This is a genomic window from Actinomadura sp. NPDC048955, assembly GCF_040649435.1.
Classification (GTDB): Bacteria; Actinomycetota; Actinomycetes; order Streptosporangiales; family Streptosporangiaceae; genus Spirillospora; species Spirillospora luteofluorescens.
On the sequence record NZ_JBEZJI010000002.1, the window covers coordinates 244,987 to 258,210 of the forward strand.

Annotated in this window: 15 protein-coding genes; 14 read left to right on the forward strand and 1 reads right to left on the reverse strand. The window is 73.0% G+C overall.

What is annotated here, in order from left to right; all coding sequences use genetic code 11:
* Window positions 1-27: 27 nt before the first annotated feature.
* From AB0C84_RS03195 to AB0C84_RS03255, 13 genes are all read left to right on the forward strand, one after another.
* The gene (locus AB0C84_RS03195) at window positions 28-546 is read left to right on the forward strand and encodes a hypothetical protein (protein WP_339156248.1); all 519 of its coding nucleotides are present in this window, start codon (window positions 28-30) and stop codon (window positions 544-546) included.
* A gap of 22 nt (window positions 547-568) precedes the next feature.
* A complete protein-coding gene (locus AB0C84_RS03200) occupies window positions 569-1,351 on the forward strand; it encodes an ABC transporter permease (protein WP_179844743.1) in 783 nt (260 codons plus the stop codon).
* 2 nt (window positions 1,352-1,353) lie between these two features.
* A complete protein-coding gene (locus AB0C84_RS03205; protein ID WP_361060592.1) occupies window positions 1,354-2,196 on the forward strand; it encodes an ABC transporter permease in 843 nt (280 codons plus the stop codon).
* A complete protein-coding gene (locus AB0C84_RS03210) occupies window positions 2,193-3,449 on the forward strand; it encodes an MCE family protein (RefSeq protein ID WP_361060594.1) in 1,257 nt (418 codons plus the stop codon). Before AB0C84_RS03205 ends, AB0C84_RS03210 begins: the two co-directional genes overlap by 4 nt.
* Before the next feature lie 14 nt (window positions 3,450-3,463).
* The gene (locus AB0C84_RS03215) at window positions 3,464-4,504 is read left to right on the forward strand and encodes an MCE family protein (RefSeq protein ID WP_361060596.1); all 1,041 of its coding nucleotides are present in this window, start codon (window positions 3,464-3,466) and stop codon (window positions 4,502-4,504) included.
* Complete coding sequence (locus AB0C84_RS03220) at window positions 4,501-5,619, forward strand: MCE family protein (protein ID WP_361060598.1); 1,119 nt, start codon at window positions 4,501-4,503, stop codon at window positions 5,617-5,619. The genes AB0C84_RS03215 and AB0C84_RS03220 overlap by 4 nt, the downstream gene beginning before the upstream one ends.
* An 11-nt stretch (window positions 5,620-5,630) precedes the next feature.
* Window positions 5,631-6,611, forward strand: coding sequence for an MCE family protein (locus AB0C84_RS03225; RefSeq protein WP_361060600.1), 981 nt, complete (start codon window positions 5,631-5,633; stop codon window positions 6,609-6,611).
* Entirely contained in the window at window positions 6,608-7,627 is a 1,020-nt protein-coding gene (locus AB0C84_RS03230) for an MCE family protein (protein ID WP_361060602.1), read from the forward strand. Before AB0C84_RS03225 ends, AB0C84_RS03230 begins: the two co-directional genes overlap by 4 nt.
* Complete coding sequence (locus tag AB0C84_RS03235; RefSeq protein WP_361060604.1) at window positions 7,627-8,874, forward strand: MlaD family protein; 1,248 nt, start codon at window positions 7,627-7,629, stop codon at window positions 8,872-8,874. The genes AB0C84_RS03230 and AB0C84_RS03235 overlap by 1 nt, the downstream gene beginning before the upstream one ends.
* Window positions 8,871-9,407, forward strand: a complete 537-nt coding sequence (locus tag AB0C84_RS03240) for a hypothetical protein (protein WP_361060606.1) — start codon at window positions 8,871-8,873, stop codon at window positions 9,405-9,407. The genes AB0C84_RS03235 and AB0C84_RS03240 overlap by 4 nt, the downstream gene beginning before the upstream one ends.
* Window positions 9,404-9,922 carry a hypothetical protein gene (locus AB0C84_RS03245; protein WP_361060608.1) on the forward strand — a complete coding sequence of 173 codons (519 nt, stop codon included), beginning with the start codon at window positions 9,404-9,406 and terminating at the stop codon, window positions 9,920-9,922. Before AB0C84_RS03240 ends, AB0C84_RS03245 begins: the two co-directional genes overlap by 4 nt.
* A gap of 102 nt (window positions 9,923-10,024) precedes the next feature.
* Window positions 10,025-10,483: a hypothetical protein gene (locus AB0C84_RS03250; protein WP_361060610.1), complete on the forward strand. Its 459-nt coding sequence runs from the start codon at window positions 10,025-10,027 to the stop codon at window positions 10,481-10,483.
* Between the two features lie 20 nt (window positions 10,484-10,503).
* Entirely contained in the window at window positions 10,504-11,055 is a 552-nt protein-coding gene (locus tag AB0C84_RS03255) for a hypothetical protein (RefSeq protein WP_361060612.1), read from the forward strand.
* A 71-nt stretch (window positions 11,056-11,126) separates the two neighbouring features.
* Here the strand turns inward: AB0C84_RS03255 and AB0C84_RS03260 are convergent, their stop codons facing one another.
* Window positions 11,127-11,468, reverse strand: coding sequence for a hypothetical protein (locus tag AB0C84_RS03260; RefSeq protein WP_361060614.1), 342 nt, complete (start codon window positions 11,466-11,468; stop codon window positions 11,127-11,129).
* Between the two features lie 503 nt (window positions 11,469-11,971).
* On the opposite strand from AB0C84_RS03260, the gene AB0C84_RS03265 reads away from it, so the two are divergent.
* Window positions 11,972-13,207: a helix-turn-helix domain-containing protein gene (locus tag AB0C84_RS03265; protein WP_361060616.1), complete on the forward strand. Its 1,236-nt coding sequence runs from the start codon at window positions 11,972-11,974 to the stop codon at window positions 13,205-13,207.
* Window positions 13,208-13,224 lie beyond the last annotated feature (17 nt).

The following is a 13,224-nucleotide window of genomic DNA, read 5'->3' on the forward strand; positions in this document are numbered from 1 at the left end:
TCACCCACCCCCGAGAAGGAGACAACCATGGTTCGGCGATCCGTCGCCCTTGTGGCGCTGGCCTCGGCGGCCGCCTTGTCCGTGGCCGGATGCGGCTCGGAGAAGAAGGACGGCCCCGAGGTCGCCTGGGCGGGCAGGGCCTGCGGAGTCCTCACGAAGAGCGCCCCGATGCAGGTGCCGAAGCTGGACGGCGCGAGCGTGCTGAAGTCCAAGGCGTCGCTCGTCCAGCTCCTCGACGGCATCTCCGATCGGATGCGGGCGCTGGAGACGAGCCTGTCCGGGCTCGGCGCGCCGCCCGTCGACAACGGCGACGCGCTGTTCTCCACCACGATGAACAACCTCACTCGCACGCACTCGACCGTCACCACCGCGTCCAAGAACCTCAAGCGCGCGAAGGTGACCGACAAGCGGTCGCTGCAACGGGCCGTCGACCAGATGGGCAGGGCGTTCGGGCAGTACAGCGGCTACCAGGGGCCCGAACAGGACCTCCGGAAGAACCCGAAGCTGGCCGCGGCCTTCGCCAAGGCACCGGCGTGCAAGAGATGAGCCCCCGTCAGGAGGTGCTGGCATGCCTTCCCTGGCCGCGTATCCGCTGAGCGCGCTGCGCGAGGCGGGCCGCATGTTCGCGCTCGGCGCGACCGTGTTCGGCATGGCGTTCCGGCGGCCGTTCCAGGTCCGCGAGTTCGTCGAGCAGTTCTGGTTCATCGCCAGCGTGACGATCCTGCCGACGGCGCTCGTGTCGATCCCGTTCGGCGCGGTGACGTCGCTGCAGGTCGGCTCCCTCACGCAGCAGTTCGGCGCGCAGTCGTTCACCGGCGCCGCCAGCGTCCTGGTCGTGATCCAGCAGGCCAGCCCGATGATCGTGGCGCTGCTGGTGTCGGGGGTGGCGGGCTCGACGATCTGCGCGGACATCGGCGCCCGGACGATCCGCGAGGAGCTGGACGCGATGGAGGTGCTCGGCGTCTCGCCCGTGCAGCGGCTCGTCGTCCCGCGCGTCCTCGCGTGCGTCGCCGTGGCGTTCCTGCTGAACGGCCTCGTCTCGGTCGTCGGCGTCGCGGGCGGCTACTACTTCAACGTCATGATGCAGGGCGGGACGCCCGGCGCGTACGTGGCGAGCTTCTCCGCCCTCGCCCAGCTCCCCGACCTCTACGTCGGCGAGGCGAAGGCGCTGCTGTTCGGGTTCGTCGCCGGCATCGTCGCCGCGTACCGGGGCCTGAACCCGAGGGGCGGCCCGAAGGGCGTCGGCGACGTGGTGAACCAGTCGGTCGTCATCACGTTCCTGCTCCTGTTCCTGCTCAACCTCGTGATCACCGGGATCTACCTCCAGGTCGTCCCGCCGAAGGGAGGCTGAGCGTGAGCCTCGTCTCGCTGAGGGGGCGGGCCTCCGGCCCCGCCGGCTGGTTCGCGTGGCTGGACCGGCCCGGCGACCAGGGCGTCTTCTACGTCCGGGCGCTGCTGTGGACGCCGCGCGCCGTCCACCGCTACCGCCGGGAGGTGCAGCGGCTGCTCTCCGAGGTCGCGTTCGGCAGCGGCGGCCTCGGCGTGGTCGGCGGGACGATCGGCGTGATGGTCGCGATGACCCTCGCGACCGGCGTCGTCGTCGGCATGCAGGGCTACTCGGCCCTCCAGCAGATCGGGACCTCGGCGTTCACCGGGTTCGCGTCCGCCTACATCAACACCCGCGAGATCGCCCCCGTGGTGTCGGGCCTGGCGCTGTCGGCGACGGTCGGCGCGGGGTTCACCGCGCAGCTCGGCGCCATGCGCATCAGCGACGAGGTGGACGCCCTGGAGGTCATGGGCATCCCGTCGCTGCCGTACCTGGTGACGACCCGGATCGTCGCGGGCGCCGTCGCGATCCTCCCGCTGTACGCGATCGGGCTGCTGTGCGCCTACCTGGCGTCCCGGGAGGTCACGGTCGTGTTCAACGGGCAGTCGGCGGGCACCTACGACCACTACTTCGGGCTGTTCCTGTCGCCGGTGGACGTCGTCCTGTCGTTCCTCAAGGTGCTGGTGTTCAGCATTCTGGTGATCCTGTCGCACTGCTACTACGGCTACCGCGCGGCCGGGGGACCGGCCGGGGTGGGGCGCGCCGTCGGCCGCGCGGTCCGCACGTCCATCGTCCTGATCAGCGTGAGCGACTTCTTCTTCAGCCTCGCGCTCTGGGGCACCAGCACGACGGTGAAGGTGGCCGGGTGAACGCCCGCGGGGCCGTGGGCAGGCGGCTGGCGGGGGTGGCGTTCCTGCTGGTTCCGGTGCTGCTGGTCTGGCTGTCGATCGCCGTCTACGGCAAGAGGTTCACCGGCGTCGCCTGGGTGACGCTGCGGACGGCGAGCGCGGGCAGCGAGATGCGCCCGCACGCGGACGTGAAGCTGCGCGGCGTGGTCGTCGGCGAGGTCCGCGAGATCTCCTCGGACGGCGGTGCCGCCACGCTGAGGCTCGCGATCCAGCCGGACAAGGTGCGGCTGCTGCCGCGCAACGTGTCGGCGCAGCTCCTGCCGACGACGCTGTTCGGGGCGCGGTTCGTCGCGCTCGTCCCGCCCGCGCGGCCGTCCCCCGAGCGGCTCACCGCCGGGAGCGTCATCAGCCAGGACCGGTCGGCGAACGCGATCGAGCTCCAGCAGGTGATGGACGACCTGTATCCGCTGCTCAGGGCCGTCCGGCCGGCGGAGCTGGCGGCGACGCTCACCGCCGTCTCCCAGGCGCTGGACGGCCGGGGCGCCGACCTCGGCCGGACGATGGCCGAACTGGACGCCTACCTCAAGAAGATCAACCCGAGCGTGCCCGCCCTCAACCGCGACATCAGGCTGCTCGTCGAGGTGAGCCGCGGCTACACCGAGGCCGCGCCCGACATCCTCCGGGCGCTCCACGACTTCGCCTACACGAGCCGGTCGCTGGTCGAGCAGCGGAACGACCTCGCGCGGCTGTACGCGTCGGTGACGGACGCGTCCCAGGACCTGGGCGACTTCCTGCGCGAGAACTCCGGCAACGTCATCCGGCTGTCGGCGGCGAGCCGCCCGACGCTCGAACTGCTGAGCAGGTACTCGCCCGAGTACCCGTGCACGCTGCGGATGCTGAGCGATTTCGTCCCGGTGATGGACAAGGTGCTCGGCAAGGGCACCGGCCGGCCCGGCCTGCACGTGAACGTCACGACGCTGCCGTCCAAGGGGCGCTACGTCCCGGGCAAGGACCGCCCGCGCTACACCGACCGGAGTGGCCCGCACTGCTACCCGGTGGGCGGAACCGCCGTTCCGAGGTCGGCGCCTCCGGGCGCGGCCACCCCCGTCGCGGTGGCGCCGGGCGCGCTCGGCCTGCCGAACTCGCCCGAGGAGAACCGCCTCGTCAACGAGCTGCTCGCACCCGGGCTCCAGGACGTCCCGGAGGCGTTGCCGGACTGGAGCAGCGTCCTCGTCGGTCCCGTCTACCGGGGCGCGGAGGTGAGGATCAAGTGAACCGGAGGGCTCGCGTGAACCGGGGCGGTTTGGGGAAGCCGCTGGTCAAGTCGCTGGCGTTCGTCACGGTGACCGTGGTCGCGACCGCGATGCTCGCGCTCAGCATCACCCGGACGGGCGGCGGCGACACCGTCTCCTACCGGGCGCGGTTCACCGACGCGTCCGGGCTGCGCGAGGGCGACGGCGTCCGGATCGCGGGCGTCGAGGTCGGCCGGGTCGGCGGCATCGAGGTCGTGGACCGCCGCGTCGCGCTCGTCTCTTTCTCCGTCGAGCGGGGGCGGCGGCTGCCCGCCTCGTCCACCGCGACGATCAAGTACCTGAACCTGATCGGTCAGCGGTACGTCGAGCTGGGGCGCGGCGCCGGGACCGGCGGGACGCTGAGGCCCGGCGCCATCATCCCCGTCGAGCGGACGGCGCCCGCGCTGAACCTGACGCAGCTCTTCAACGGTTTCCAGCCGCTGTTCCAGGCCCTGTCGCCGCAGGACGTGAACCGGCTGGCCGGGTCGATCGTGCAGGTGCTGCAGGGCGAGGGCGGGACGGTGGAGGGGCTGCTGTCCACGGTCGGGTCGCTGACGCGCGGCATCGCCGACAAGGACCAGGTCATCGGGCAGGTCGTCGACAACCTGAACGCCGTCCTCGACACGATCAACGGGCGCGGCGACGACCTCGGGAACCTGATCGGGACGCTGCGGCGGCTCGTGTCCGGGCTGGCCGCCGACCGCACGTCGATCGGCGAGGCGATCGGCGCGCTGGACGACCTCGCGAGCACCACCACCGGCCTGCTGCGCGACGGCCGCGAACCGCTCAAACGCGACATCGCGCAGCTCGGGCGGCTGTCGGAGAACCTCGCGGACGACTCCCCGAAGGTCGAGTCGTTCCTGCGGCTGCTGCCGGTGAAGATGACCGCGATCGGACGCATCGCCTCCTACGGGTCGTGGATGAACCTCTACCTCTGCGAGGCCGACCTCAGCGGCGCCGCCTACCGGCAGTACCCGGGCGAGGAGCATCCGCCGCCCACCGGTGTCCCGCTCACGGCCGAAAGGTGCGGCGCATGAAGAGACGTTCCTCCGCGGGCCGGCTGCGGCCGAGGCCCGTCCTGCGGCCGAAATCCGTCCTGCGGCTGAAACCCGTCCGGGAGCGGAATCCGGTCGCGGTGGCGGTCGTGTCGCTCGCACTGATCATGGCGCTGGGCCTGCTGGCGTTCAACGCCCGGGACCTGCCGGTGATCGGCGGCGGCACCCGCTACACCGCCGAGTTCGGCGAGGCCGCCGGGCTGCGTCCCGGCAACGAGGTGCGGGTCGCCGGGGTGAAGGTCGGCGAGGTCACGGGCGTCCGGCTGGACGGCGCGAAGGTCGCCGTCGGGTTCCGGGTGCGCCGCACGTGGATCGGGGACGCCAGCACCGCCGCCATCGCGATCAAGACGTTGCTCGGCGACAAGTTCCTCGCCGTCGACCCGCTCGGCGCCCGCCCGCAGGATCCCGGCCGCCGCATCCCGCTCGACCGGACGACCTCCCCCTACGACGTGACGAAGGCGTTCGAGGACCTGGCGGGGACGGTCGGGCGGATCGACTCGGCGAAGCTCGCCGCGAGCCTGGACGCGATCTCCACGACGTTCTCCGGGACGGCGCCGAGCGTCCGGCGGGCGCTGGACGGCGTCTCGGCGCTGTCGAAGACGATCTCATCGCGGGACGCGGAGCTGGCGCGGCTGCTCGCGAACACCCGGCAGGTCACCGGGACGATGGCGGGCCAGAGCGCGAACGTCGAGGCGCTGCTGCGTGACGGGAACCTGCTGCTCGGCGAGATCCGGCGCCGCCGCGAGGCGATCCACGCGCTGCTCACCGGCACGCAGGCGCTGTCGGAGCAGCTCATAGGGCTCGTGGACGACAACCAGCGGCAGCTCGACCCGACGCTCCGCGCCCTCGGCCGCGTCACCGACCTGCTGCGGAAGAACCAGGACGACCTCGACAGGGCGCTGAAGACGGCCGGCCCCTACACGCGGCTGCTCGGCAACACGCTCGGCAACGGGCGCTGGATGGACGGCTACCTGTGCGGGCTCGTCCCGAAGGAGTACGGGGCCAAGGCGCCAGACAAAGGGTGCATGCCGCCAAAGCAGGTGACTTCCGGGGGGCCTGGGGGGTCGTCCCCCCAGATGAGAGGAGTGGGTGGGTGATGCTGCGCCGCTTGAGTACCCCGCTGGTCGCCGCCGCGCTCGCGTTGGCGGTCGCCGCCGGCGTCCTGGTCGCCCTGCACGACCCGGGCGGGACCCGGATCACCGTGTACTTCCAGAGCGCCGTCGGCGTCTACAAGGGCTCGGACGTGCGGGTCCTGGGCGTGAAGGTCGGCACGGTCGAGTCCGTCCGGGCGGAGGGGACCCAGGTCCGGACGGTGATGACCGTCGACCGCGGTGTGGACGTCCCGGCCGGAGCGAAGGCCGTGGCGGTCGCGCCGAGCCTGGTGGCCGACCGGTACGTCCAGCTCACGCCCGCCTACACGTCCGGCCCGAAGATGACGACCGGGACGGTGATCCCGGCCGAGCGGACCGCGACGCCCATGGAGCTCGACAAGGTCTACGACAGCATCCGCAAGCTCGCGGCCGACCTCGGGCCCAAGGGCCTGAACAAGGACGGCGCGCTGTCGCGGCTCCTCGAGACGGGCGCGGAGAACCTGAGCGGCAACGGGCGCGACATCCGCACGACGACGGAGCGGATGGCGCAGGCGGCCAAGACGCTGTCCGGCTCGCAGAAGGACCTGTTCGCCACGATCCGCGGCCTCCAGACGTTCACGACGACGCTGAAGACGAACGACGGGCAGGTCAGGGAGGCGGAACGGCAGCTCGCCGACGTCTCCGGCTTCCTCGCCGACGACCGGGAGGAGCTGGACGCCGCGCTGCGGGCGCTGGCGGAGGCGCTCGCCAGGGTCAAGGTGTTCGTGCACGACAACCGGCGGCAGATCGCCGGGAACGTCGGGAAGCTCGCCGACCTTACGCAGCTGCTGGTGAAGCAGCGCCGGTCGCTGGCGGAGGCCCTGGACGTCCAGCCGCTCAACGCCACGAACATCCTGAACGCCTACGACCCGGCGACGCGGTCGCTGATGGGGCGGCAGAACCTCGGCGAGCTGGCCCCGCCGCTGCCGGTGGCCGGGCCCCGGAAGGCGGCACCATGATCCGGCACGCGGTGTGGGCGGCCCTCGCCTGCGCCGGCCTCGGCGGCTGCGGGTTCTCGGGTGCGGCGGACCTCCCGCTGCCCGGCGGCGCCGACCTCGGCGACCACCCGTACACGGTGCGGGCGCGGTTCGCGAACGTGCTGAACCTCGTCCCGCAGTCGGCGGTGAAGGTCAACGACGTCGCGGTCGGGCGGGTGGTGAAGGTCGCTCTGCCCCGGAACGGCTGGACGGCCGAGGTCACCATGAAGGTCGACGCCGACGTCCGGCTCCCCGCGAACGCCTACGCCGAGCTGCGCCAGTCGAGCCTGCTGGGGGAGAAGTTCGTGCAGCTCAGCGCCGGGCCGCCGGGCGGCGCCGGGGCCGGGCCGGGCAGGCTGGTGGACGGGGCGGTGATCCCGGAGTCCCGGACGAACCGGAACCCCGAGGTCGAGGAGGTCTTCGGCGCGCTGTCGATGCTGCTGAACGGCGGCGGCATCGCGCAGCTCCGGACGATCACCGTCGAGCTGAACCGGGCGCTCGGCGGCAACGAGCCGCAGGTCCGGTCGCTGCTGGAGCAGGCCCGCGAGCTCGTCGGCGGCCTCGACGCGAACCGGCAGGGGATCACTGACGCCCTCGACGGCCTGAACCGGCTGTCGGCCACGCTGCGCGCCCGCAGGGACCAGATCGGCGTCGCCCTCGACGACATCGAACCCGGCCTCGCGGTGCTGGCGGAGCAGCGCGGGGCGCTCGTCCGGATGCTGCGGTCGCTGGACGAGCTGTCGCGGGCGGCGGTCACCACCGTCCGGCGGAGCAGGGACGACATGATCGCCGACCTGCGCGCCCTCGAACCGACGCTGCGCAGGCTCTCCGACGCCGGCCGCGACCTGCCGGACGCGCTGCAGGTGCTGGTGACGTATCCGTTCACCGACGCCGTCCTGCCCGCGGTGAAGGGCGACTACCTGAACGTGTACCTCCAGATCACCGCCCGGCCGGGGACGCAGGTCGTCCCGCCGATCAAGCCCGCGCAGGGGGACTGATGCTGACCGCGGCCACCAGGGTCAAGAACCTCGTGTTCCTTGTCGTCGGCCTGCTCGCCATGGGCTACGTCGGGCTCTTCTACGCCGATCTCGGCGGGTACGTCGGCTACCGCGACTACTACGTCGTGCGGGCCGACCTCGCCGAGGCGGGCGGCCTCGCGGAGAACGCCGACGTCACCTACCGGGGCACCTCGGTCGGACGGGTCGGCGCGCTGCGCCTGACCGGCGACGGCGTGCTGGCCGACCTGAAGATCGAGAAGTCGGCGCCGCGGGTTCCGGCGCGCACGCGGGCCGTCGTCGCGAACCGGTCGGCGATCGGCGAGCAGTACATCGACCTGCGCCCGGCGACGAGCGCGGGCCCGTACCTGGCGGCCGGCTCGGTGATCCCGCGCTCGTCCACGGCGGTCCCGGCCCCGGTGACGGACCTGCTCACCAGCGTGAACGCGCTCGCCTCGTCCGTCCCCACCGACGCGCTGCGGACGGTCGTCGGGGAGCTGGGCCAGGCGTTCGCCGGGCAGGGCCCCAACCTCCAGGCCCTCCTGGACGGCACGCGGTCGCTGACCCGCGCCGCGAACGAGAACGCCGGGCCCACCACCGCGCTCATCGGCGACGGCGAGACCGTCCTGCGCACCCAGAACCAGGAGGCCGCGTCGTTGAAGGCGTTCGGCCGCAACGCGCGGCTCCTTGCCGAGCAGCTCCGCGAGTCCGACCCGGCCTTCCGGAAGCTGGTGTCGACCGCGCCGGGCGCGGCGGGCGAGTTCCGGACGCTGGTGCGCGACCTCGACCCGTCCCTGAGCGTCCTGGTCGCGAACCTGCTGACCACGTCCGACCTGCTGGAACCCCGGGCGGACGGCCTGGAGCAGCTCCTGGCGAAGCTGCCCGCGGCGGTCTCTACCGGCATGTCGGTCGCCCAGGGCGGGAGGCTCAACTTCGGGATGGTCACGACGTTCTTCAATCCGGCGGACTGCACGAGCGGCTACGGCGGCACGAAGTACCGCAACGGTCTCGACACCTCGCCCGCTCCCGCGCTCAACACCGCCGCCCGCTGCGCTCTGCCACCGTCCAGCGGCGTCAACGTGCGCGGCGCGGGCAACGCTCCGCGCCGTCCGGTCCCGGCTCCGGCGCGGGCGGGCTCGGTGCTCTCCGCCGCATCGTCCGACCTGCCGGCGGCGCTCGCCCTGCCCGGTGTCGCGGACGGCCCCACCGGCATGGGCGGCCTGCTCGGCGTCGAGGGGGCAGGCGAATGACCGCGACGAGTGGGCGGAAGGCCCGGAGGCGGCGGGGCGGACTCCTCGCCGGGTGGACGGCGGTCGCGGCCGCCGCCGTGTTCCTTGCCTGGTCGGGTTGGACGGCCTGGCACGGCGAGCCGGACGCACGGAGCGGGCCCGAGCGCGCGCGGGACGTCGTGCTGCGGAGTGCGCGGGAGCAGATCGCCGCACTCAACTCGATGGATCCCGCACGGGTGGACGCAGGGCTGCGCGCCTGGCGGGACGCCTCCACCGGCGCGCTGCACGACCAGCTCGCCCGGGACGAGCCCCAGAACCGCGCCAAGATCGGCCAGTCGCGGACCACCGCCGCGGCGACCGTCACCGGAGCCGCCGTCACGTCGCTCGACGTCCGGGAGGGCAAGGCGAAGGTCATCGCGTCCGTGCAGGTGAAGCTGGCTTTGCGGGGCGGCGCACCCACCTTGCAGCGCAAGCGGTTCGAGGCGGGGACGGCTCGCACGCCGGCCGGGTGGAGGCTCGAATCGCTCACCGCGATCCCGGTCGGTGCGCGATGAGGCGGCCGCGCCGGCTCTCCCGGCCGTTCTCCGTCGCGCTCGTCCTCGCCGTGCTCGCGCTGGCCCTGCGTCCCGCCGCCGGGCCGGCGCGCGACCTCCTGGACGGCGAGGAGAACCCGCGCGACACCGCCGTCCTGGACGACGTCGCCACCACCGAGGTGATCGGGGACGTGTCGACGGCTCTCGCGCGGGTGTTCAGCTACGCGCCGGACGACGTCGCCGCCACCGAGCAGGCCGCGGGACGCGAGCTGTCCGGCCGGGCGCTGGACGAGTACCGGCGACTCTTCGTGCAGGTCAGGCGGCAGGCCCCGGCGCAGCGCGTCACGCTGACCACCCGCGTCGCGCGCGCCGGAGTCGTCTCGCTGACCGGCGACACCGCCCGGCTCCTGGTCTTCCTCGACCAGACCGCCACCCGCGCGGGCGCCCCGGACGGGACGCCCGCCGCCGCGCAGCTCATGGTGACCGCGCACCGCGACCGCGGCCACTGGACGATCACCGCTCTCACCTCGGTCTGAGAGGCCCGCATGCCAGACGAGAAGCCCCGACGCTCAGCCCGGACCCCGCTCAGACCGGATGACACTCCGCAGCGGACGGCGGGTGCTCTGCTTGTTCTTGCCTTGCTGTTCGCCGTCTGGGCGGGCTGGACCTGGTACTCGGCGGCGCATGACGATGCCCGCGCCTACTCCCGCGTGCGCGATGACGTCCTGGAGGCGGGGGAGCAGGGCGTCCAGAACCTCAACACGCTCGACTACCGCTCCCTCGGACCCGGCTTGAAGACCTGGCAGGACTCCACCACCGGGGACCTGAACCGGCAGATCGCGCAGGGCCGTCCTGACTTCGAGCGGCGGGTCGCCAAGGCGCGGACGATCACCAGGGCCCGCATCCTGGACGCCGCCGTCGCCGAGCTGGACGAGCGCTCCGGCAGGGCCCGGATGCTGGTCGCCGTCGAGATCACCGTCACCTCGCCGGACGGGGACCCGGCGACCAGGCAGAGCCGCCTTATCGGCGAGCTGACCAGGACGTCCGCCGGCTGGAAGCTCAGCCGGCTGGGCCGGGCACCCACGGAGGGCATGTGACATGACGGGAGCTTCGTGACATGGCCGAACAGACCGTACGGACCACCGCGGGGTGGCGGGCCCGCGCATCCTCGCCCGTCGTGCTCGGCCTCGCCGCCGTCCTGCTCGCCGCGCTCGGCGCGGGGGCGCTCCGGCAGGCGGACGGCCTGCGCGACGACCCGTCGGCGCGCAACACCGCCCTCACCGACGGCGCCGCCACCAGCGAGGTCAAGGGCGCCGTCGCCGACATGATCGGGAGGGTGTTCTCCTACGACTACGCTGCTCCCGGGCGGACGTCGGAGGCCGTCCGCGCGTCCCTCACCGGCGACGCCGTCCGCCAGTACGAGGCGGTCTTCGGGAAGGTCCGCGAGGACGCCCCGAAGGCGAAGACCGTGCTCAGCACCCGCGTCACCGACAGCGCCGTCACCACCCTGACCGGGGACCGCGCCGCCGTCCTCGTCTTCGCCGACCAGCAGACCACCCGCACCGGTGACGGCGCGAGCACCCACACCCCCGCCATGCTCACCGTCACCGCCGCCCGCCACGACGGCCACTGGAAGATCTCGGGCCTGGACGCGTTCGCCGACTCCTGACCGTCCGAGAAGGACTCTGGCGCCGTGCCTCGTCCACCCGTGCCTCGTCCACCCGCGCCGCGGGGGACGGCTCAAGGAGCCGTGCCGGTGTCATGCGCCGGGTCTTGCCCGTCCCACGTGCCCGGGCAGGTCCCGACGTAACTTCCGCGCCGGCTGTCGGCGATGACCTGCTGGCCGGTGTACCGCCATCGGTGGAGCGACCTGATGCCGAACTCGTTCGACCAGAAGAAGAGGCTGAGACCGGCGACCCACATGGACAGGATCCCGGATGTGATCACTGTCGCCTCTGCCCAGGTCGGCAGAGCGTCGATGTAGCCCCAGCCGGGGCCGGCGACCATGTTGAAGATGAAGACGAGCCCCGCCCCGCTGAGCGTCAGCAGGGACAACAGCGCCGTGAGCCACAGAGTGCGCATTCGCCGCGTGTGCTTGACACTGAGCACCGTGAAATCGACGCTCCGGCCGCAAAGGTCGCAAACCACTGCTTCTACGGCCTTGCCATGCTCAGGGCGCTGAACCTCACGGGAACTGTCGACAAAGGAGACATGGACCAGCGACCTGCGTTTTTCGTCTGGTCTGCGGCCCGTTTCGTGCCTCAGCCAGAGAGTGCACCGCGGCGATATGACGCGACGTGACACACGATCCTCCAGAGACCCGTTCACGGCAGATCATCGACCCGGCGGGAGCGGTCGTTACCGGGGCGGCGTCGGGAGGCCGGCTTCACGTTGCTCCGAGGCGTGCCGGGGGCGCTGCGGCGCCCTCACCGGGGTGGCCGCGCCCGCCGGGCCGACGTTTGTTAGATGACTCCAGGAAAGAGCGCGGAACAGGTTATTTCGGCGACAACCCTTCTTCCGGGGGTTCCGCGAAGCTGGGGAAGCGTTCCGCGGCTCGGCGGGCGTTCGGCAGGGGGGAACGGCGCATGGCGCGAATCGGGTTGGACGTGGGCGCGTTCGAGGCGGTGCCCGCTTGGGTGGGGCGGCGGCTGCGGCAGCACGTGGACCGGGCGGCGGACGGCCTGCTGGCCGAGTTGCGCCGGGGCGACCCGCAGATCGGCGAGGAGGAGGCCGGGCGCGCCCGCGCCGGGATCGCCGCGGGGATGCGGCACTTCTGCGACCTCGTCGAGGACCCGGGCGCGGGCTGGGAGCGGGTCGCCGCGTTCTACCTGCGGGTCGGGCGGCACCTGGCGCGCGACGGCCGCGACCCCGTGGAGACGCACCAGGCGCTGCGCCGGTCCGCGCTCGTCGCGTGGCGGACGCTCGGCGCCGTCCCCGGCGGCCTCGACCTCGACCGCGCCGCGCTCAGCCTCGTCGTGGACGCCCAGTTCTGCTACATGGACGCCGTCGCGGAGGTGATCGCCGCCGGGTACTCCGCGGAGGTCGCCGAGCGCCGGGACCGCCGCGAGGAACCGGGCCGGCGGCGGCACGGCGCGCGGCTGCTGCGGCTGCTCCTGGCAGAGCCGCCCGCCGACCCGGCGCGGATCGCGGCCCTCGCGGCGGACGCGCGCTGGCCGCTGCCCGCGACCGTCGCCGCCGCGGCCGCCCGGCCGCGGCGTCCCGGCCCGGCGCGGGCGCCGCTCGCGCTCCCGGACGGGGTGCTGGCCGACCTCGCCGCGCCGGAGCCGTGCCTGATCGTCCCCGACCCGGACGGGAGGGGGCCCGGCCTGCTGTCCGAGGCGCTGCTGCCCGAGGCGCTGCTGCGCGAGTGGACGGTGGCGCTCGGCCCCGCCGTCCCCGTCGAGCGCGCCGCCGGCTCGCTGCGCTGGGCGCGCGAGACCCTCGCCCTCGCGACCCGCGGCGTCATCCCGGACGGCGGGCTGATCCGCAGCGCCGAGCACGTTCCCGTGCTCGTGGTGTCGCGGGCGGGGGAGCTGATCGACGACGCGGCCGCCGTCCGGCTCGCGCCGCTGCTGGCCGTCCCGCCGCCCCGGAGGGAGAGGCTCGCCGAAACGCTGCTGGCCCTGCTGGAGCACAATTTCAACGCCGCCGACGCGAGCCGCAGGCTGCGCGTCCATCCGCAGACCGTCCGCCATCGCCTGCGCGCTTTGAAGGACCTTTTCGGGGACGAACTGCGCGACCCGCGGCGGTGCCTGGAAATGGAGCTGATCCTGCACGCGCGAATGGTCAACGGCGACCTCGGCCCGGCGTCCGCGCGCTGATCTGGGGGCTTTGTCAC

Coding starts and splice junctions, on each gene's coding strand:
- AB0C84_RS03195 (WP_339156248.1), top strand. CDS start 28: ATGGTTCGGCGATCCGTCGCCCTTGTGGCGCTGGCCTCGGCGGCCGCC.
- AB0C84_RS03230 (WP_361060602.1), top strand. CDS start 6,608: ATGATCCGGCACGCGGTGTGGGCGGCCCTCGCCTGCGCCGGCCTCGGC.
- AB0C84_RS03255 (WP_361060612.1), top strand. CDS start 10,504: ATGGCCGAACAGACCGTACGGACCACCGCGGGGTGGCGGGCCCGCGCA.
- AB0C84_RS03200 (WP_179844743.1), top strand. CDS start 569: ATGCCTTCCCTGGCCGCGTATCCGCTGAGCGCGCTGCGCGAGGCGGGC.
- AB0C84_RS03265 (WP_361060616.1), top strand. CDS start 11,972: ATGGCGCGAATCGGGTTGGACGTGGGCGCGTTCGAGGCGGTGCCCGCT.
- AB0C84_RS03245 (WP_361060608.1), top strand. CDS start 9,404: ATGAGGCGGCCGCGCCGGCTCTCCCGGCCGTTCTCCGTCGCGCTCGTC.
- AB0C84_RS03260 (WP_361060614.1), bottom strand. CDS start 11,468: ATGCGCACTCTGTGGCTCACGGCGCTGTTGTCCCTGCTGACGCTCAGC.
- AB0C84_RS03240 (WP_361060606.1), top strand. CDS start 8,871: ATGACCGCGACGAGTGGGCGGAAGGCCCGGAGGCGGCGGGGCGGACTC.
- AB0C84_RS03220 (WP_361060598.1), top strand. CDS start 4,501: ATGAAGAGACGTTCCTCCGCGGGCCGGCTGCGGCCGAGGCCCGTCCTG.
- AB0C84_RS03235 (WP_361060604.1), top strand. CDS start 7,627: ATGCTGACCGCGGCCACCAGGGTCAAGAACCTCGTGTTCCTTGTCGTC.